Origin of the sequence: Nostoc sp., from assembly GCF_036917155.1 — a bacterium.
Classification (GTDB): domain Bacteria; phylum Cyanobacteriota; class Cyanobacteriia; order Cyanobacteriales; family Nostocaceae; genus Nostoc.
The window spans coordinates 1-19908 of record NZ_JBALDZ010000060.1 but is presented as its reverse complement, the minus strand read 5'-3'; the positions used below and the strand labels follow the sequence as shown (position 1 = coordinate 19908).

General features: G+C 38.8%; 16 protein-coding genes. 2 read left to right on the top strand and 14 right to left on the bottom strand.

Annotated elements, in window-relative coordinates:
• Nucleotides 1-488 precede the first annotated feature (488 nt).
• Together V7K67_RS08960 and V7K67_RS08955 are read right to left on the bottom strand one after the other, a co-directional pair.
• On the bottom strand, nucleotides 489-1328 hold the full coding sequence (locus tag V7K67_RS08960) for a M56 family metallopeptidase (protein WP_335166144.1): 840 nt from the start codon (nucleotides 1326-1328) through the stop codon (nucleotides 489-491).
• Complete coding sequence (locus tag V7K67_RS08955; RefSeq protein WP_118169357.1) at nucleotides 1328-1747, bottom strand: BlaI/MecI/CopY family transcriptional regulator; 420 nt, start codon at nucleotides 1745-1747, stop codon at nucleotides 1328-1330. Before V7K67_RS08955 ends, V7K67_RS08960 begins: the two co-directional genes overlap by 1 nt.
• A 460-nt stretch (nucleotides 1748-2207) precedes the next feature.
• Between V7K67_RS08955 and V7K67_RS08950 the strand changes: the two genes are divergently transcribed.
• Nucleotides 2208-2942 (top strand): 2-phosphosulfolactate phosphatase family protein, encoded by a 735-nt coding sequence (locus tag V7K67_RS08950; protein WP_334706185.1) that lies wholly within the window; start codon nucleotides 2208-2210, stop codon nucleotides 2940-2942.
• A 115-nt stretch (nucleotides 2943-3057) separates the two neighbouring features.
• Here the strand turns inward: V7K67_RS08950 and rfbD are convergent, their stop codons facing one another.
• From rfbD to V7K67_RS08935, 3 genes are all read right to left on the bottom strand, one after another.
• Nucleotides 3058-3963, bottom strand: coding sequence for a dTDP-4-dehydrorhamnose reductase (gene rfbD, locus V7K67_RS08945; RefSeq protein WP_334731798.1), 906 nt, complete (start codon nucleotides 3961-3963; stop codon nucleotides 3058-3060).
• Nucleotides 3964-4123: 160 nt separating this feature from the next.
• The gene (rfbC, locus tag V7K67_RS08940) at nucleotides 4124-4669 is read right to left on the bottom strand and encodes a dTDP-4-dehydrorhamnose 3,5-epimerase (protein ID WP_334731799.1); all 546 of its coding nucleotides are present in this window, start codon (nucleotides 4667-4669) and stop codon (nucleotides 4124-4126) included.
• Nucleotides 4670-4788: 119 nt separating this feature from the next.
• Nucleotides 4789-5865, bottom strand: a complete 1077-nt coding sequence (locus V7K67_RS08935) for a glucose-1-phosphate thymidylyltransferase (protein ID WP_335166141.1) — start codon at nucleotides 5863-5865, stop codon at nucleotides 4789-4791.
• A gap of 142 nt (nucleotides 5866-6007) precedes the next feature.
• Between V7K67_RS08935 and V7K67_RS08930 the strand changes: the two genes are divergently transcribed.
• On the top strand, nucleotides 6008-6781 hold the full coding sequence (locus V7K67_RS08930; RefSeq protein WP_334731801.1) for a sulfotransferase domain-containing protein: 774 nt from the start codon (nucleotides 6008-6010) through the stop codon (nucleotides 6779-6781).
• Nucleotides 6782-6820: 39 nt separating this feature from the next.
• Here V7K67_RS08930 and V7K67_RS08925 read toward each other — a convergent pair whose 3' ends face one another.
• The 9 genes from V7K67_RS08925 to V7K67_RS08885 all read right to left on the bottom strand — a co-directional run bounded on the left by V7K67_RS08925 (nucleotide 6821) and on the right by V7K67_RS08885 (nucleotide 19642).
• On the bottom strand, nucleotides 6821-7915 hold the full coding sequence (locus V7K67_RS08925) for a glycosyltransferase family 4 protein (RefSeq protein WP_334731802.1): 1095 nt from the start codon (nucleotides 7913-7915) through the stop codon (nucleotides 6821-6823).
• 206 nt (nucleotides 7916-8121) lie between these two features.
• Entirely contained in the window at nucleotides 8122-9273 is a 1152-nt protein-coding gene (locus V7K67_RS08920; RefSeq protein ID WP_335166139.1) for a hypothetical protein, read from the bottom strand.
• Between the two features lie 609 nt (nucleotides 9274-9882).
• Complete coding sequence (locus V7K67_RS08915; RefSeq protein WP_335166137.1) at nucleotides 9883-11181, bottom strand: glycosyltransferase family 4 protein; 1299 nt, start codon at nucleotides 11179-11181, stop codon at nucleotides 9883-9885.
• Between the two features lie 174 nt (nucleotides 11182-11355).
• On the bottom strand, nucleotides 11356-12321 hold the full coding sequence (locus V7K67_RS08910; RefSeq protein WP_292721513.1) for a GDP-mannose 4,6-dehydratase: 966 nt from the start codon (nucleotides 12319-12321) through the stop codon (nucleotides 11356-11358).
• A 43-nt stretch (nucleotides 12322-12364) separates the two neighbouring features.
• On the bottom strand, nucleotides 12365-15463 hold the full coding sequence (locus V7K67_RS08905; protein WP_335166135.1) for a glycosyltransferase: 3099 nt from the start codon (nucleotides 15461-15463) through the stop codon (nucleotides 12365-12367).
• A gap of 25 nt (nucleotides 15464-15488) precedes the next feature.
• On the bottom strand, nucleotides 15489-16736 hold the full coding sequence (locus V7K67_RS08900) for a DUF268 domain-containing protein (protein WP_335166133.1): 1248 nt from the start codon (nucleotides 16734-16736) through the stop codon (nucleotides 15489-15491).
• A gap of 203 nt (nucleotides 16737-16939) precedes the next feature.
• On the bottom strand, nucleotides 16940-17680 hold the full coding sequence (locus V7K67_RS08895) for an ABC transporter ATP-binding protein (RefSeq protein ID WP_334731807.1): 741 nt from the start codon (nucleotides 17678-17680) through the stop codon (nucleotides 16940-16942).
• A gap of 4 nt (nucleotides 17681-17684) precedes the next feature.
• On the bottom strand, nucleotides 17685-18491 hold the full coding sequence (locus V7K67_RS08890) for an ABC transporter permease (protein WP_334706175.1): 807 nt from the start codon (nucleotides 18489-18491) through the stop codon (nucleotides 17685-17687).
• 422 nt (nucleotides 18492-18913) lie between these two features.
• Nucleotides 18914-19642 carry a Uma2 family endonuclease gene (locus V7K67_RS08885; protein ID WP_334731808.1) on the bottom strand — a complete coding sequence of 243 codons (729 nt, stop codon included), beginning with the start codon at nucleotides 19640-19642 and terminating at the stop codon, nucleotides 18914-18916.
• Nucleotides 19643-19908 lie beyond the last annotated feature (266 nt).

The window sequence follows — 19908 nt, the reverse complement described above, 5'->3', positions numbered from 1 at the left end:
AGTCCTATTCTTGGGCGAAAGTCTAAATTTAGGCACTCCCCCGTGATTACAGAAGCCCCAACTTCAACCGTACTCGGTAAGTTGGGGTAGTTCACTTGACGTACCTATTTGAGATTTTAGATGATTTCGGTTCATGCCCCGCCCGAAGTCAAGCGGAACAAATCCAAAATTGTCAATCTCAAATCACCAAGCCCTGTACCGAATGGCACTAAGAAAAGGGAAAATCGTTGAGGCAGCAGGGGTGCTCTTGTGCGGAGGAGCAGGGGAGAAAGAAGAAGTTTTAAGCATTGCGTTCGGATATTTAGAAATTCCCCTCTACGCCCCTGCCCCCCTGCTCCTCTGCAATCCTTACGCTGCATACCCTTCAGCAGGGTGTCTTTGTCAGCACCATTGAAACTTCGTTTGTGGAGTCTTCAAGAATCCCCCAGCTTTTAGCCGTGGGAAGTGTCAATTCCCTCATAATTGTATTATTTAGGCCAAATTACTTATTAGGTGTGAAATATCACAGTCACTAAAGGTAGCAAGGCCAAAAGAAAGCCATGCCAGGACTGCGAAGTTATATGAGGTGTTGGTTCTGGTGGTGCTAATAAAGCTTCTACTCTTTGTTCTAATCGATCTGCACCAGAGGAACCTAATGCAGCACAGCAAATTTCTGATAAGACTGGGCTGCTACTAACCACTAATAAAAGTGATTCCGCTAATACCAAAGGGTCTACCTGCAATGCTGCATAACCGTCGGCACGAAGTTCGCGCAGAGCTAAAAGTTCTTCCCACAAAGGTTCTGTATTCGGCAACCACGCAGTGTAGGAACGCACCCAACCCAGCCAGAAAAACCAGAACGTATCCCTGTAATAGTGATGCCCTTGCTCATGGGCTAAGACACTTTCTAAATGAGCGGGTGAGAGAGTTTGCACTAATCCTTGGCTAACCACTAGTTCTGGTTGCCAAAAACCGATTTGACCTGCAAATAGCGCCCCCGTTTGCAGCAGTCTGGCTCGTCTATTGCCAACATTTACTAAAGGGCAGTTACGGGCAGATTCTACAGACTGCCAACCTTGGAAGGCAAGTTTAATGCATGAAATGGCAAAAAATGCCAAATAAATTAATGCTAGTAAATAGCTAATTGAGCCTGTATACATTCCGCCCATTTGTCCTTGAGGCCCCATGAACAGAACGGCGATCGCAGTCATGAAAATTAGTAAGGGTGGGAAGAGAAACAAAAATAGCGATCGCTGCCACCGCAGACTCCAACTAGCTTGGGGTTGATTCCAAGAGGATCTTAAGCACAAGGAAACTGCCAAAGCAATCAAAATCATCATGAGATGCATCATTTTTCCTCCCTGGCTTGACGTGCAGATTGAATGCGTTTGGCGATCGCTGCTATTTGCTCACTAGCTGCTTCATCTAAGCTATCGGCAAAGGCAGCAATAACATCGGGATTTCCCACCGCCAGAAATCGCTGTAACTGCTCGTGAGCTTTGATGACATCTGATTGTTGCTTACTCAGCATTGGCCGCCAATAGAATGCCCGCTCTTTCTTGTCGCAGGCCAGCCAACCTTTATCAGTGAGGCGACGTAAAACGGTGGTGACAGAAGTATATGCTAATTCGCGGTTGGGATCGGCGAGGATGCGATCGTGTACATCCTTGACTGTGGCTGAACCAAGTTCCCAAATGATATTTAAAATTTCCGCTTCCAACGGGCCTAAAGATAGTTGTTTAGGGCGGTAGTCGGGTAAAGGTGCCATAGCAATTTCAATGGGGAGTGGGGATGAGGGGGATGAGGGGGATGAGGGGGATGAGGGGGATGAGGGGGATGAGGGGAAGTTGCAGTAAGTCTTTCCCTGAAACCCCTCATTCTTAGACCTCTGCTTCTTTCCCATGCTCGATGCCCAATAAATGTTAGCTTTCTTGTTTTAGATTACAAGATCGTGCAGCAAGTCTGAAAGTCTAAAATCATAAAAATGAGCTTTTTGAGCATTTATATTAGAAATCAAGGACTCTTAAAATTTGGTTAAAACCCACTCTCCACTCCCCCTATACTTCCTCATCTCCCTCGCTCCCCACTCCCATCTATGTATTGAATGAGATACATTTTGTATTTTGATGGTAAAAAATACTCCAAGAGCAATTGTAATTATAGTTAGTGACACCAACTATGTAAAATGTTATTTGCGGCAGTAGTATTAAAGCAGGTGTATCCAGCCCGTGAAGTTATTCGTATACCACACTCCTGAATTGACTCCGACGGATAAAGCGCCAGAATGTGCGATCGCAGTTGATGTCTTGCGAGCCACTAGCACAATAGCGACTGTCTTGGCATCTGGAGGCGAAGCTGTACAAGTATTCAGCGATTTAGATCAGTTAATTGAAGTTAGCGAAAAATGGCCTCCTGAAAAACGGCTACGGGCTGGAGAACGCGGCGGCGCAAAAGTTGCTGGTTTTGAGTTGGGTAACTCTCCCCTCGACTGCACACCAGAATTAGTGCAAGGGCGGCGTTTGTTTATCAGTACCACAAATGGTACTCGTGCCTTACAACGGGTGCAAGACTCTCCAAATGTCTTAGCAGCAGCCTTAATTAACCGGGCGGCGGTGGTGCAATTTCTTCAAGAGTTGCAACCAGAGACAGTGTGGATTGTTGGTTCCGGTTGGGAAGGCAGTTTTTCTTTAGAGGATACAGTTTGTGCAGGTGCGATCGCTCATAGTCTTTTACAGAAAACCCAATTGTCACCAGAAGAACTCGCTGGTAATGATGAAGTAATTAGTGCGATCGCTCTTTACTCTCAATGGCAAGATAACCTATTGGGATTACTTCACCAAGCTAGTCACGGCCAACGATTATTACGTCTTGACTGTTTAGATGATTTAAAATATTGTTCCCAGACTGATATTTTAGATGTCTTGCCAATACAACGAGAGACGGGAGTATTAAAAAAGGGATAGGGGCTGGGGGGATGAGGGAGATGAGGGAGATGAGGGAGGAGGGGGAGCAGGGAGCAGGGAGCAAGGGAGAAGAGTTTTCCCCTCTGCACCCCGCACCCCGCCCCTCTGCCTCTTTTCAATGCCCGATTCCCGATTCCCGATTCCCGATTCCCGATTCTGCAAGCATTTGTCGGAGTCTTTGTCGCCAATAGGGGGGATAAGTCCCTAGAATTGCTGAAATTTTTCCACAAGCAAGGACGGAATAAGCAGGACGACGGGCTGGTGTGGGATATTCAGCGGTTGTGATGGGGACGATACGTTCAACTTTCAAAGGGAAGCCTAGCTGTTGGGCTTCTTCAAAAATGGCGACGGCAAAATCATACCAGCTAGCAACGCCGCTATTAGTGTAGTGATAAGTGCCGCTAATTTCTGGAGTTAACTGGGGAATTATCTGGGCGATAACTGTAGCTATGTCTTGCGCCCAAGTCGGGCTACCAATTTGATCGGCGACAACACGGAGTTCTTGGCGTTCTGCACCTAGTCGCAGCATGGTTTTGACAAAGTTACTTTTGCCAAAGGTTCCATAAACCCAAGCAGTGCGGAGGATGAGATGATGGGCGCAAGTTTCCCGAACAGCTTCTTCTCCAGCGAGTTTGGTTTTACCGTAGACACTCAAGGGATTAGTCGTGTAGGTTTCCTGGTAAGGGCTACAGGCATTCCCATCAAAAACATAATCGGTCGAAATATGAATTAGAAAAGCTCCTAATTTTTGGCTTTCTTCGGCAATAATTAGGGGTGCAGTAGCATTAATAGCGGTAGCAAGTTCGGTTTCACTTTCGGCTTTGTCTACAGTAGTATAAGCAGCGGCGTTAATGATGATTTGCGGCTGCTTTGATCTGATAACTTTGCGGAGAGTATCGGGTTGGGCAAGGTCTACTGTTGGGCGTGCTACTGAGATAACATCGCTGTGGGATGTGAGGATTTGTTGCAGTTCCTTACCCACTTGACCATTGCTACCAATCAGCAGAATTGATGTACTCATAGTCAATAGTCAATAGTCATTAGTCATTAGTCATTAGTTATTAGTCCAAGAGAAGCTACGCCCACTCTTTAACGTGGTTTGCTTTAACCTTTACCCTTTAACCTTTTCCCCAAACCCAATGAGGAGGGGTCTGTAACAAAATCCAATGACCAATGACTACTTAATCAAATATTTCAGCAGTTTTCAACAGTTTACCAGCTTGGTCTTTAGCTGATAGAATGGGTGGCTCAGTTAGAGGCCAATCTATAGCTAAATCTGGATCGTTCCAGATGATTGTGCGATCGCCTTGGGGTGCGTAATAATCTGTAGTTTTGTAAAGAACTTCGGCTATTTCTGAAAGCACGAGGAAACCATGAGCAAAGCCTGGTGGTATCCACAGTAGGCGTTTGTTTTTAGCACTGAGTTCAGAACCTACCCACTTACCAAAAGTAGCCGAACTTTTTCTAATGTCTACGGCTACGTCAAAAATAGTCCCGACAACAACACGGATGAGTTTTCCTTGGGGTTGTTGGATTTGATAGTGCAATCCACGTAGGACGTTTTGTTTAGAGCAAGAGTGGTTATCTTGGACGAAGTTTGTAACAATCCCGATCTCTTGAGCAAATTTTTGGTAGTTATAAGCTTCAAAAAAGAAACCGCGATCGTCTGCAAATACTTGAGGTTCAATTTGTAGAACTTCAGAAATTTTGGTATGTATAATGCTCATTAATATTATTTAATTAGGATGTGCCGCGTGTTCTGATTGTTAGATGAATTTCGCATTTATATTTTACAAGCACTATGTTCCAACTTTGACGGTGGTCTGTCCTATTTGTAACAAGTAAATCAGGTTAGTTCAATTTGACAGTCATCGCCAATCATAAATCGCAAGGCTTTGGGGCGACGGGGTGCAAGAGTCAATTGCGCCCGTTGTCCAATGACACTATCAATAATGCGCTGATGAATTCCGGCAATTTTAGCACCTTCTAAAATCACACTGTGTTCTAAATCAGTATCAATGAGTGTGACATTGTTAGCAATGCTACTATAAGGGCCAATAAAGCAGTTTTCTAAATGACAATTGCTACCAATGACTACTGGCCCCCGAATTGTGCAGTTAATTACTTTAGATTTTGCACCGATTTGCACTCGTCCAATAATCTGACTTTGGGCATCGACTTCGCCGACAACTGATGCTGTTAAATAGGTGTCAAGAATCAATCGGTTAGCTTCTAATAAGTCATCTTTTTTACCAGTATCTAGCCACCAACCTTGCAGATTATAGGCTACAACCTGCTTTTTCTGATTAATGAGGTATTGAATGGCATCAGTGATTTCTAGTTCGCCTCTAGTAGAAGGTTGGATATTTGCGATCGCATCAAAGATAAGGTGAGAAAAGAAATAAACTCCTACCAATGCCAGATTTGAAGGAGGAACTTTGGGTTTTTCAATTAACTGTAATACCCTTCCTGTTTCATCCACCTGAGCCACGCCAAAGGCGCTAGGGTTGTCAACTGAACGTAAGAGAATCAAAGCATCTGGCTGTTGTTGACTAAATTGTTGCAGAAAGTAACGTAACTCACCTAGTTGAATCAGGTTATCACCCAAATACATGACAAAGGGAGAATCTTCTAAAAAGGGACGGGCGATTTGGACGGCGTGAGCAAGTCCAAGTGGCTGATCTTGTACGATATAGGTGATGTTTGCTCCAAAGTATTCTCCATTTCCGGTTTTTCCTTGGACTTCTGCCCCAGTTTCCGGGCTGATGATGATGCCAATATCAGTAATACCAGCCGCAACCATTTCTTCAATTCCATACCATAAAACAGGTTTATTTGCAACTGGTACAAGTTGTTTTGCCCCGCTGTAGGTGAGGGGACGTAAGCGTGTACCTTTACCGCCAGAAAGAATTAGTGCTTTCATCAGGATTTAGGATTAATTATCAAGTCATTAGTCAAGATAATCTAAAAACTTGACAGAATCCCAAATCATTGGATTTAAGTTATGGTGTTAGTATAATGTTAGTTTGGATGTACCCTAATTTAGCTGAAAGGATTAACAGAATTTGAGCAGTTTAGGCTCCTTGCGTCTGGCAATAATTAGCAATCCCCGATCGGGTAACACTTGGCTACGAAAAATGCTGGCAGCCAGTTATGAAATGGCTGAACTGGCGGTGCATCATCCGGCTGACATTTCCTGGCACTCGCTACCAGCAAGATTAGTGCTTCAGATTCATTGGCACAGAAGTGATGATTTAGTTTCATTGCTAGCCGAGCAAGGATTTCGTGTGGTAGCTCTTGCCCGCCATCCTTTGGATGTATTGATTTCTATTCTGCATTTTGCCAACTACGAACCAGAGACTGCTAGCTGGCTAAAAAGTGACGGAGGAACTGAGATATCCATCCTTGAGAAAACGCCACTTAGCCCAGAGTTTATCAACTATGCCACTGGGAGTAGAGCAGCAGCACTTCTCTCCATTAGCCCGGAATGGTGGAGGCAAGAAGACACGTTGAAAGTTCGTTACGAAAATCTGGTGAATGATGCGGTCAAGGAACTTTCGCAGTTTAACGAACAATTGGGGCTGACCCCAGTCAAGCCTATATTAGATGTGGTTTCGTTGCATTCTATCGATCGCCTCCGCACCATGAGTACAAACAATCACTTCTGGCAGGGAAAGTATGCTCTCTGGAAGAAGCTTCTTACAGCACCCGTTGCTCAAGAGATTGCTCTTGCCCATCAAAGCGTGTTAGCTAAACTTGAGTATGTGTGTAATGCTGACCCGACTCTAACCGAAGAGCAGGCGATCGCTAACTGGAATGCTATTGCAGTGAAGAACTAAGCTTACCCCGCAGTGTCTCTATTTTCGATAAATCAGCCATTATAGGTACTGCTTGAGAACTTCGGCAGTGGCAAGTCCTGTTTTTGCCCAGCTGAACTGACTGGCGCGGTTGAGGCCAAGGGTATATAGGTGTGATCGCAATTCTGAATCAGTAGCAATAGACTGCATCGCCTCTGTAATTTCTCCGGTGTTGTAGGGATTGATTAAAATCGCCGCATCGCCAGCTACTTCTGGTAAAGAGGAGAGATTAGAGGTAATGACGGGAGTACCGCAAGCCATTGCTTCGAGGACAGGTAAACCAAAACCTTCCCAAAGACTGGGGAAAACGAGAGCGATCGCTTGATTAATTATTTTTGGCAATTCGCCATAAAGTACATAGTCAAGGAACTTCACCCGATCGGTTACACCCAATTCTGCAACTTGCACTTTTAAAGTAGGGGTGTAACGCGAATCAATTGGCCCTACTAACCATAGTTCATAGTCTTTGCAGTTAGGTAACGCCGCAAAAGCACTGATGATTCGTTGGATGTTTTTATATGGATCTTGGCGACCAATGTAGAGAAAGTAGTTGCTGGTGGGGAGGTTGAGATGATAGAAGTGAGTGCGATCGTGCGCTAAAGGAATCGAAGTAATTTTGCTGGCGGGAATTTGGTAAAAATCGGTGATATCTTTAGCTGTGGTCTGAGAGATGCAAATAATATGTTGTGCTTGGTTAAGAACTTGGGGCGTGTAGTAGCGGTGGTAGGCTGTGAGTGGTGAGAAGCCTTTGGCAAAACGCAACGGAATCATATCAAAAGATGTGACGACAAAACGACAGTTGCTATAAAGGGGTGCTTCCGGTAGCGGGGAGAATAAGAGACTCGATTTGAGATTTTTATATATTTGTGGTAGTTGAAATTGTGTCCAAATCAGGCGGTTAAAATGACCTTTAGTGCCGTGGTTTGGGGTTAAGTTTGACGGTATTGGATAGCAGTCAAAATCGGGATATTTTTGCGCTACTAATAGAGTGGGTTGCAAAGATTTTAAATAAGGAAAAATGTTTTGAGCATAGTTGCCTATACCCGTTGGTTGAGCTAGGAGAATAGATAAGTTAACAATTAATTGGTTAGAGGAAACATTATCTACTATATTCATTTAGTATTTTTTATTTTGCTATAAAAATAATAATTTTGACATTATTAAAAATAATAGAATACTACGGCAACTTAAGAACCGTAGCTTCTTATACCGTTTTTTTGTGAAGCTGCATATAATTTACCCCCCGGCTATCGCCGTCCCCCCGATGCCTTGGGGGGACTACAGGGGGGTATTATTATGTGTATCTTCATACAAAATTGGTATTACATAGCTTTTCTGATGATCATACCAAAGGATGTGGAAGCGAAACGATCGACTAATAATTTTAAATGTGCTTCTTGTGGTATGTCATGTACTTGACTGTAATATGGAGGAATATCAATAAATTTATCTAACACACGAGAACCAATATTGAAATCTAGGGGTACTACTTGATGTCCTGCCGCAGTTAGTCTTTTAGCAATTTGTTCAAAATCTTTTTTTCTAAAAAGTACCGTTCCGTTGTTGTCAATAGTTTCTTCTTCTTCTAAATAATTAAATTCTGTCGTTTGTATACTTATTCCTCCAGGAACTAGAGTTTTTAAAGAATTTTCGATAAATAGAAGTCCATTTTTAATGCTGCCTAGATGTTCTAATGCACAAGCAGACCAGCAGAAATCATATTTACCCTCTAAGTAAGCAGGAATAGCATTCATATCGACATACTTTAGACTCACATTTTTAGTAAATAGTTCTTTTGTACATAACTCAGGACGGAATATCTTTTCTAAAGAAGACATATTTTGTTTAGTTTCTATCCAACCCTGTGCAGCTGATGCTGTTGGATCTAAATCTGTAGCCGTAATCGCAATATCATAAGCAGCAAGAATACTTGGCAGAGGTTCTTCACCACAACCAAAACCTAAACCTTTACGTCCAGGAGTAAGTAAATCGTATTCATATAATGCTTGTAAAACATAGCAAAATTCCCACAATTTTCGATGGTATGCTACAGGAATTTTCATCTCTTGACACCAGTAGAAAAACCAGTGTGATTCAATATCATTTTGTTGACAAGCTTTGGATTGTAAGTTAATTTTTTGTGGTGATAAATTACTAGGTATTGTCAACTGCTCGCGCAAATTACGAGCATATTCATAGCCGAAAGTTTTAATATTCAAGCTTATAGCATCTGTTGTTAAAAATCGTGTTTTATTAAAAAAATTAAGGTTAGATTGTTGCTCATTTGTTGTTATCACTGTATTCAGGACTTCCTGACTTTCTACATTCGGTATTTCCTCACTTTCTGCATTCAGGACTTCCTGACTTTCTATATTCAGCACTTCTTTACTTTTATAAGAAACGCTATAATTTTTTCTCAAGAATCTTGATATATTCAATATAGCTTTTACGATTTGCAGTATTTTATCTAACATGAATTTTCATCTCACTTCTTAGTTTGTTATGTAAAGCTTAATTTTGGCATTTTAACAGAATTATTGCTGACAATAAACAGGTTTATTAGTAATTTATTTAACAAATAATAGGAGAAATATCACTTTTTAAACCGGGGTCTGGTGTTAATTTCTTCACTAAATTTCATATTCATAGCATTTATACCAAAAATTGACTGTGAAGTTAATAATGTCAGTTTGAGAAATTGCAGATTTGCAAGAATATTTAAAGCGTAGGTTGTCAGGGTAAGCGCATCTAATTTTGTAGCCCTTGATACAGACAAAAAGCTTTAAACTCTATCTAAATATCAATTTTTCGTTCAAAATAGGACGATTTGTCGTAAATGATTGAAAAAACATGGGTCAAATAGCTTTTTATATTTTCAGCCACATAAATACGAAAATGTCAATCCCACCCCTTGGCTCAGTGTAGTAATTTTGAACTTATTTGTGCTTTGGTTGAACCCCAAAACTACCGTGTCAATAGGGTTTGAGATGCGCTTACCCTGCGTAGGCTGTGATCTCTGTGGGTTTCTTAGACAAAAAAGATAGATTGACCAACAAATTTTTAAGCTTTTATTTAAACTGAATTTAATTATACAAACAAGAGAGAAACTCTTCAGCAGATTCTTGCCATGAAAATGGTACATACTCATTTCTTATGCGCTCTACCAAATTATTGTAGTAAATATCTGAATCAAGTAGCTCTTTTAAAGCTTCATACAGTTCTGTTGGTTGAGTAGGAGAGAAATATCTACAAAAATCGCCTCCTACTTCAGGCAAAGAGCCACCATTGCTGGCAATTACAGGTTTACAGTGTTGTAGTGCTTCTACCACAGGTAATCCAAATCCTTCATAAAAGGAGGCTTGAACTAAACAATAACAATTTTGATAGAGAAAATCTAGTTGAGCATCGGTAACAGAACCTAGTATTTGTATAAGCTTGCCATACATTTTATTAGATTCTATCAAATTATCAATTTCTGAGTCCCAACCTTTATTACCTGCAAAAACTAAAAATACATCATCATGACTAGAATTTATCAATAAATCAAAGGCTGCAATGATGGTTTTAATATTTTTATGAGGCACTAAGCTTCCAACTACTAAAATATATTTTTTATTAAGCAATTTCTGCAACTTTACATCAGGGCTGTTATTTTCTTCACTTAGTAACAAATCATGTTTATAATAGTTGCCGCCCAAGCGAAAGCTTTGAACAACTTGTGAATTCTTATTAGCTAAGATTCCTTGAACTTTCGCACTACTATAATCTTCAGCACTCTTCTTAGAAATACATAATACCTTATCGAATAAAGTCGAATAATCGCTGTAGAATTTTGTAAAAGCTTTAGTAAATCTCTTGGTAGAAAACTCTGGAAATTTTATTGGAATGAGATCATAGCATATAACTACAATAGTAACTTTATGCCTTTTTAAAAGTTGTAAAAATCGGTAGTAAGTTTTAGGTAAATCCCAATTAGCATCAGCTATCACATAAATATCTCCTGACTGGATTATAGAATCTTCAAATTCAAGGAAAACTTTTTTGTTTACTGAATTTGAATCAAACCAATCAATTAAATTTAATCTATAAAAAAAATTGATAAATTTATTTTTCAGCTTGAAAACGAGAGCTTGAAATTTTATATTTATTTTAGTTAGAGCGAAATATTTGTTAACCTCGATCAAATGGTAGTCTTGCTGTTGATTAAGATTAGTCACCCTCCGCATAAAACTACCATCAAACATAACCGCTACTATTTCTATATCTGTGCAGTTTGAGCTGATTTGCAATAATTCAGAAGTTAGTTCTCGAACTACTCGATGGATTCCAGTATTTTTATACGTATGTTTTGCAGTGTGAGTACAATCTATAAATATCTTCATCCTAAAACCTATTTGAAACTATTTTTATGCAAATTTTTAATTTTTTTTTACTTAAAAAACTTACCTAAGAAAAGCCATAACTAAAAAACTTAGTAGTTACATTCTTAGGTAAGGTATTTTACTTTTTTCCCAGTTTCAAGTTAGTGGTTATTTATGATTAAAAAACTAAACGAGCTAACTGCTTAATTTCTTAAGGTCATAATCAACCATTAACTCGACCAATTGACTAAAAGAGTATTGAGGCTGCCAACCTATTCCATTTTTAATTTTATCAATGCAACCAACTAACTGCACTGATTCATCAGCACGATAAAAAGCGGGATCAACCGAGACATAATCTTGCCAATTAAGCCCAACACAGTCAAAAGCACACTCAACAAGTTCTTTAACAGAGTACGTTTCACCACTGGCAATGAGGTAGTCATCAGGTTGTTCCTGCTGCAACATTAACCACATAGCGTAAACAGCATCTTTAGCGTAGCACCAATCACGACGGGCATCTAGGTTGCCTAATTTTAATTCATTTGCCAAACCTAATTTAATTTGGGCAACTGCGTGCGTGATTTTGCGAAATACAAATTCTGTCCCGCGTCGAGGTGATTCGTGAGTATAAGTAATACCACAACAGTTGTAAAGGTTGTATTTCTGCCGATAGTTGACAGTCATCCAATGAGCATAAGCTTTGGCAACACCATAAGGATTCCGGGGACGAAAGGCAGTGCGTTCGGTTTGAGGTGATTCGTCGGGTTGACCAAAAACTTCACTACTGGATGCTTGATAGAATCTGGCATCAGGTTTGCAGCGACGAATAGATTCTAAGAGGCGAGAGACACCGAGAGCTGTATATTCAGCAGTGAGAGCAGGTTGTGTCCAAGAGAGAGGAACGTAACTTTGAGAGGCGAGATTATAAATTTCGTCAGGTTGACATTCGCTCACTACATCCATGAGGGATGATTGATCGAGGAGGTCGCCGGATACTATTTGAATGTCGCCATAAAGGTGGGTGATACGCTCTAGGTTACTGGTGCTAGAACGGCGGACTAGACCAAAGACTTGGTAGCCTTTTGCTATGAGTAGTTCGGCAAGATATGAACCATCTTGTCCGGTTAACCCGGTGATTAGGGCTTTTTTTGTTGTCATACTCACTTTTTTTACAATAGATTTCTTCTCTGGAAATACTGAATTATAGCGTTGATACTTTTGGTTTAATACCAACTAAAACTGGATATACTCCTAGCGAGAAAACTCGAAATTCTAATATAGATGGTGTATCTATAATAAACTCCAGTTTTGTCTTTTCTTTTTTTAAGATATCTCTTAAAGTAACTTCTTTTTTGGCTATAATTAGCGTACCAGAATTAGTAGAAATATCTGCGATCGCTACAACTAAATCTAAATTATTTTTATATATTTCATTATCATAATCCGAGGCAAAGATTTCAAACTCAACTAAATATTTACCTTTGTGATAGGAATCGTAAGGGCCAAAAATAGCAAATCCTTCACCATCATCAGGATTTACAAAGACAAAATACTCTTTCTCTATTTCAATAATTGAACCAATGCCATGAAAAATCACCTCATTTTTAATTTTTTGGTTTTCTAGGTAAAACTCCTGCATTCGCTGAATTAGAGTTCTATCTGCAAGGTCAATTTCTTGAAATTTTTGAGAGTTCAGTTTTTTTCGCACACAAGTCTGCATTTGTGTAGCAGTCTTATTTAGATTAAGAACTTCAACTACTTGCTGTTCTTGCTTATACAAATTATCAATAGCTCTAGCAAAAGTAGTGAGTACTTTTTCAGATGTATTAGGTACAACTTTCGCTAATTCCCGTCCTACATAGTCAGCAAGTTTTTTACTTTTTGCTTGAGGTGAAGAAAGTATTTGTTGGATAAGATCAGCATATAAATTAGCACATTTATCTGGAGAATGTTCCTGAGCAATATACTTGTATGCATTTTCGCTCAGGGATTTTCTGTAGTCTGAGTTTTGAGTTAGTAAAATAAGAGATTTCAATATCTCTTCTACTTCATCACTTTGTCCAGGATGGGGTATTTTGAACACCACATCATTAGGAAAATCAGAGAAGGAACCGATATCTGTAACAATAGTAGGCTTACCAACAGACAAAATTCGCAGAAGTGATGCAGAGCTTTCTCCGTTGAAAGGAAATCTTAAGTTAAGGCATATATCTGATACTTCTATATAACGGTAAAAGTCTGTCATATTGACATAGCCAGTAACTTTTACTTGACCTTGTAAACTTAGTTTTCTAATTTCATCTTCTATATTAATTGTACCAAGGTAATCAGTACCACCCACAAATACTAAGTAAGCATTTGGCTGAGTTACAAGATACTTTTTAAATGCATAAATAATTTGTAGTGGACGTTTAGTATTATTGATAAATCCGAAGGTTGATATTATGAGTTTGTAGTCTGGAAGATCCAACCCTTTACACTCATCTCTTAGTGATTTTTCCTTAACAACATACTTTGGTACTATCTGAGGTATGTGAACAATATGGCTATTATCATTAGTAAATTCTTTAATCGCACAGTTATAAGCCCATTTGCTGTGTAATATAACTCCTAGAGAGCGCGTAAAAATTCTTCTATTGACATAAATACCTACTCCTGATAGCTTCTCATTTATATCTAAACCTTTTGTTTTTAAAAGGTTTAAAATTTTTACTGCTCTACTTTTTCCGTAACAGTGTTCTAGTTCTTTAGAAAATTTAATACCAAGCTCTGGACAACGAGCTTCCATATAATTAATTAGCCCTCCCAAGTAATAGTCATGCAACACTGATATTCCAGAATATCTCATTAATTGAGAGTACATATAAGAATGGTAACTACTATTCCCTATCTGGTAAATAATACCTTCATATCCTTGATATCTAAATCTTTCTTCAAATTTACTATGAGAAAAGAAGTTATTACTGATGTTAATATCGGGCAAATAACTATCATCATGGTATAAATCAAGGTTAATATGTTGTCCCAATGATGGTAACAAGTCCCCACTATAGTCTGCTATACCAGATTTAGCTGGTGGAAATGGGCTAAAAAAAGCTATTTGTGGCTTTTGATTAACTGAAATAGATACTTGTTTTAATAGCTGATGGTCTTGAAACACATCAAACATATTTTGGGCAACAGATTGCCAAGAAAATTTTGCTGATTGCTGAAGTGCATCCTCTGAGATTTTTTTTCTAAGGTTCTCATCAGATAGAACTTTTTGCATGATCCTAGCCATATCAGAAGGTGAGTATGGATCGAACAGTAATTCATCAGAACCTAAAATTTCTGGCAAAGATGAGCTATTACTTGCAATAGCTGGTGCGCCACATGAAATAGCCTCAAGTAGCGGTAAACCGAAGCCTTCATAAAAAGAAGGAAAAACGAATAGAGAGCAGGTTGAGTATAAAGCTCTTAATTCTTCATCTGTAACATAATTTGTTAATATAATAGATTTATTAATTCCTAATTTTGACGCCAAGCTAGTTATTTCTTTACTAAAATGCTCAGAAACTTTACAAGCAACTACTAGCTGGTAACATTCCTGCAAATTCTTGGGTAAGGTAGAAAAAGCTGTGACTAGCCCTTCAATATTTTTTCGCCAATCTTCACCTCCTGTATAAAGAATAAATTTTTTGTAAATACCAAATTTCTTAGCAAAAGTTTCGAGCCAAGCTTGATGTTCATGAACATGAATTGGAGTAAAAAAAGCAGAAACACCACCCGAAACGTTTAAAACTCTTTCAGGAGATATATCGAGGTATTTAATTACATCTTGGCGGGTAGCTTCCGAGATTGCGAATATAAAATCAGCATTTTGTATATTTTTTAAGCGCTTCATGTAGAGTGAGCGCATATTTAACTCATTTAAGTATCTATCAGAAAAGATGAGAGGTATTAAATCATAGCAGATGACAAAAACTTTTTTAGAGAAATTGCTATAGTCAGGTATTGTGGAGTCTAAACCCTCCATCGGGCTAGGTATAAATATTACATCAATATCTGCTGCCATTAAAACAGTTTTTAACAGTAGTTCATTTATGTCGCAACTACCAATGTATGGGTAATCTACAGAATTATATTGAAAGTAATTATCATCTAGTTCTGGGGCTGGTAGATTACTGTTAGTATATAACTGGTAACTGAGAGTATTTTGCTGACTAAATAGAGCTTCTATTACAGATTGTGTATAACGACCAATACCTCTATTCCTAGAATTATTTGTTTGCAGAGCTTGAAGATCAATGGCTATTTTCATGCTGCGTCAACTTTGATTTAATTTTTTATACAAGATTTTTCTTACATACCAACATAGCTACCGCACCAGGAAGGTAATTATCTGGATTATGTTCTTTTTCAGATGCTTCTAATTCATTTTCAGTGATAGTCCAAGTGAATTCATCCTTACGTACTCCATAGGATATTTGAACTATCTTGAAATCTTGAATTAGTTTTTGTAGGGATTCTTGGTTATATATTCGATGCACTGGTGTTAAAGCTTTTTTGCCATAGGGAACTGTGAGTATAAAACTACCTTCTGGTTTTAAAAGTAAACTAATCTGTTGGACAGCTTTAATATCATAACTCTCCCCCGTTTCATCTCCATACCATCCCAAGCCAATATGTTCCAGAGTAGATAAAGCAATCACACAATCAAAACTAGCTGGCGGTAATACAGGGTTGCAGATATCAGTTTTAACAAACTTCAAGTTGGGATGAAATAATGCTATGGGGCGAATATCTATTGCTGTAACTGAGTAATTAAAACTAGCTAACTCATACGAAAGGAGACTTTCAGCAGCGCCTACATCTAGAATTTCTATATCCCTAGATTGGTACAAACAAGCTAGAGAATGCATGACAAAAGTCTTTTCTAAAATTCTTTCAGTAGTCTCAACCCAGTAAGCTTCACCATTATCACGATGACCTACGCAGATTGGATCATTAAACCATAACCCACTCTTAATTTTTGCTTCTTCAGCAGAAGCAAATTGACTGGCTACATTATTATTAACTTGCAGTTCAGCAGAGAGTTGGTCTATTGCCTGTTGAAGTTGAGGTAGTTGGTCTACTTTCTGCTCAAGCTGAGAAAGCTGCTCTACTTTCTGCTCAAGCTGAGAAAGCTGCTCTACTTTCTGCTCAAGCTGAGAAAGCTGCTCTACTTTCTGCTCAAGCTGAGAAAACTTCTTGTTTAACTCTTTGTCCCTTGTATTATATTCATCACTTTGTTGTATTAAATTGTATAAAAGTTGTCTAACAGCAGAATTATAATAGACTTGTCTTTTGAAAATAGGCCATGCTATTTTCTTTAAAATACTTTTTAGCCACTTACGAATAGCATTTGTATATACATCATTAAAAAATAGTAAGTAGTTACCATCAATTTCTATAACGTAACTATTGTTTACTAATTTATTAGGTAAATTTATTGTTTTCCTTGATTCATTTTCCTCATTTTCATCTGGACGATTAAATCTAGCAGATTGTTGATAAACATCACTAATACGCTCTAGTATTTTTTCGTAATCCATCTGATTCTCCTGAAGTTTATCATAATATCATTCTTCCGAAAAGAATACATTTTTTTATTAGCAAATTTTATTCAAAGCCTAACTAAATCCTTGCTCAGTCTATCTAATCATATTAGTTGTCCTATTCATATAGTTCACTAAATAATTTTCCTTAAGACAAAATTCCTATTTATAAGTAAATAACTAATATTAGGTAATTGACATTAAATTCTACTTACTGAATTTAAATAGTAGTCGGCAGTTTCATCCGCGTTTCCCATAAAACGCACTTTTCCTTGCTCTAACCAAATTCCTCGAACACAAGACTGTTTTATAAATTTTAAATCATGAGAAACTACTAATACAGTAGCGTTCTGATTCCAAAATTTCTCAATTCTTCGCTTACACTTGTTTTTGAAACTTTCATCTCCCACCGACAAGACTTCATCCAATATCAAAATATCAGGCTGTATATCGGTTGCGATCGCAAACCCTAATCGCGCTACCATTCCAGAAGATAATCCCTTCACTGGTACTAATGCATAATCTTCTAACTCTGCAAACTCTAATATTGAAAACGTTCTTTTCCGCATTTCTGCTCGAGAATATCCCAGTAATACGCCATACAGCAAAATATTATCCATCACAGAAATTTCTACATCAAACCCAGCACCAAGCTCAATCAATGGAGCAATTTGACCGCGTACTCGCACCAAACCACTGGTAGGTTGCAAAATACCAGAAATTATCTTTAATAGTGTTGATTTACCAGAGCCATTCGCCCCTATAATACCTATTTTTTCACCTCTTTCAACAACTAAATCAATTTCATTTAGCACCTGTTTCTTTGCAGGCTGGTGATATTTACCTTCTAAAACAGATAGGAGTGTTTTCTTTAGGTCATAAGAAAACTCTTCTTGTGTCCGTCGCCACAGCGAAACTCGATCTAGGCGAATTACTTCCATTTATTTACAGCAAATCCATAAATTGATGCCGCCACAGGTGAAAACAAACCCATCCCAGTGACAAAATAATTATGCCACTGAGCAAGGCTCCCCAAATTAAACTTAAATCTGGTAGCACTCCTGATAGTGTAATCTGACGGATACTTTCTATAATTGGTGATAAAGGATTTAACCCTAAAAATGCTTTTACTGTTTTTGGAACAATATCTGGTGGATAAAACACAGGACTACTGATCCAAATTACAAATATAATTAACTCATAAAAATAAGGTAAATCTCTAAAAAATACATATAAAGCGCTTACCAAAAAACCAACTCCCGTACAGACTAAAACCAGCGCTAGAAATGGAAACAGCAATGCCAGCACATTTATTAAACTTTTGGATTTAACAAAAGTTATAATTCCTAACAAGGGCAGCACCCCGACGGAAAACTGAAATACATTTGCTGCAATCATTGATATTGGAAAAATACTGACTGGCAGACGAATTTTATTTAAAAGTGAGCCATTACCCACTACACTAGTCAGTGCCTGAGAGGTAGAAGCTGAAAAAAAGTTGATTACCACCAGCCCTGTAAATGCTGCTAATACATAGTTTGGTATTGAGTGATTGTAATACGACGAAAACGTTGTCCCAAAAATTGCAGTGTATAGCCCGGTCATAATCAACGGGTTCAAGAGTGACCAATAAACCCCCAAAAATGAACCCCGGTAACGCACTTTAAGATTTCGCGCTACCAAGACGTGCAGCAATTCCCAGTAGCGCCACACTTTCAACCAAGTTGAATTACTTTTAACCGAAAGCTTCATCCTTACACACCGCTACACATCATAGCTAAATTATTTGCAAATTTTATACTATTGGTGGCTACTTTACCGCATTACTTTAACAATAAAAACTTTATTTTAAAAAGCATTGTTAAATACACAAGTTACTAATTACCATTTTCATACTTTTAACCACATCCTATCTCGGCAAGACCAATTAATTTATCAATTGGTTCCTAGAACTATCTACCACAAATTATTAGGTAGCGGTGTATACCATGAAATTGTTTACAAGTCAAGGATAATGCTTTTCAGGATATCTGTTCATGGGACTATCTAAGGGCTACTCTATCTAGCTAAGTCGAATTATCTGGATCAATTTAACTCAATTTATCTGGATCAACTTCTAGTGATCACAAATACTCTGCCAATCGCTCTGCCCGTTGACGCACTACCTTTTTTGCTTAACTCAAGCTATCTGGATTAACTCCCAGCGATCGCAAACGTTCAGCTAATCGTTGCGATCGCAGCCGTTCTTGTTCCAACTGCAATTGTGCCTCAGATGCTTGTTGCTGGGCAACAGATGCCTGTTGCTGCGCTGCAATAGCAGCTTCCTCTGGTGTTGGAACTAAATTACCATTGGGTGTAAAGTAGCGCAATTTACCTGCTTCCACGCCTAAATAAAGCCTAAGCACATCGCTCCAACGCCATCCCCGCGCATTTGGTGTAATTTCCTGATACTTGTTGCCTACTAATTCAAAACCCGCAAATTCAAAATTCTCCGGCGAAAACCAAAAATATTCTGGTGTGTGAAATCGATTTTCATAGAGATTTTTCTTCAAATTTCGGTCAATATCAGCCGTACTTTCAGAAAGTAATTCAATAATCAAATCTGGATAACGACCATCTTCCTCCCAGACTACCCAGGAACTGCGCGATCGCTTTTCGGTGTCTTTGACCAAAAAAAAGTCTGGGCCGCGAAAATCTCGATTTCGCAACTGCTGACGGCTAAAATAGATTGTTAGATTCGCACCTATAAAGAAATCATTAGAGTCACGCCACAGCCACTCAAGGGAAGTTACTAGCAGCAGTAGCTGCATATAGTGCAATGAAGTTTCCATCTCCGGCTCATCACTTAACAACCGAGTTGCATCGGGCATTTGTTGTTCTAGCTGTTGCGCTGTGACAAACATTTGGGTATGTACCTGTTTGGTTGTTGATTTAATTTTAAGCTGTTAGGTCAAAAGTTAGGAGTTAGGAGTTAGGAGTTAGGAGTTAGGAGTTAGGAGTTAGGAGTTAGGAGTTAGGAGTTAAGAGTTAAGAGTTAGGAGTTAGGAGTTAGGAGTTAACTTTATTCTCCCTCATCTCCCTCATCTCCCTCATCTCCCTCATCTCCCTCATCTCCCTCATCTCCCTCATCTCCCTCATCTCCCTCATCTCCCTCATCTCCCTCATCTCC

Excerpts from the sequence above, each read along its gene's own strand:
- V7K67_RS08960 (WP_335166144.1), bottom strand. The coding sequence starts at position 1,328 with ATGCATCTCATGATGATTTTGATTGCTTTGGCAGTTTCCTTGTGCTTA.
- V7K67_RS08955 (WP_118169357.1), bottom strand. The coding sequence starts at position 1,747 with ATGGCACCTTTACCCGACTACCGCCCTAAACAACTATCTTTAGGCCCG.
- rfbD (WP_334731798.1), bottom strand. The coding sequence starts at position 3,963 with ATGAGTACATCAATTCTGCTGATTGGTAGCAATGGTCAAGTGGGTAAG.
- rfbC (WP_334731799.1), bottom strand. The coding sequence starts at position 4,669 with ATGAGCATTATACATACCAAAATTTCTGAAGTTCTACAAATTGAACCT.
- V7K67_RS08935 (WP_335166141.1), bottom strand. The coding sequence starts at position 5,865 with ATGAAAGCACTAATTCTTTCTGGCGGTAAAGGTACACGCTTACGTCCC.
- V7K67_RS08925 (WP_334731802.1), bottom strand. The coding sequence starts at position 7,915 with ATGAATATAGTAGATAATGTTTCCTCTAACCAATTAATTGTTAACTTA.
- V7K67_RS08920 (WP_335166139.1), bottom strand. The coding sequence starts at position 9,273 with ATGTTAGATAAAATACTGCAAATCGTAAAAGCTATATTGAATATATCA.
- V7K67_RS08915 (WP_335166137.1), bottom strand. The coding sequence starts at position 11,181 with ATGAAGATATTTATAGATTGTACTCACACTGCAAAACATACGTATAAA.
- V7K67_RS08910 (WP_292721513.1), bottom strand. The coding sequence starts at position 12,321 with ATGACAACAAAAAAAGCCCTAATCACCGGGTTAACCGGACAAGATGGT.
- V7K67_RS08905 (WP_335166135.1), bottom strand. The coding sequence starts at position 15,463 with ATGAAAATAGCCATTGATCTTCAAGCTCTGCAAACAAATAATTCTAGG.
- V7K67_RS08900 (WP_335166133.1), bottom strand. The coding sequence starts at position 16,736 with ATGGATTACGAAAAAATACTAGAGCGTATTAGTGATGTTTATCAACAA.
- V7K67_RS08895 (WP_334731807.1), bottom strand. The coding sequence starts at position 17,680 with ATGGAAGTAATTCGCCTAGATCGAGTTTCGCTGTGGCGACGGACACAA.
- V7K67_RS08890 (WP_334706175.1), bottom strand. The coding sequence starts at position 18,491 with ATGAAGCTTTCGGTTAAAAGTAATTCAACTTGGTTGAAAGTGTGGCGC.
- V7K67_RS08885 (WP_334731808.1), bottom strand. The coding sequence starts at position 19,642 with ATGTTTGTCACAGCGCAACAGCTAGAACAACAAATGCCCGATGCAACT.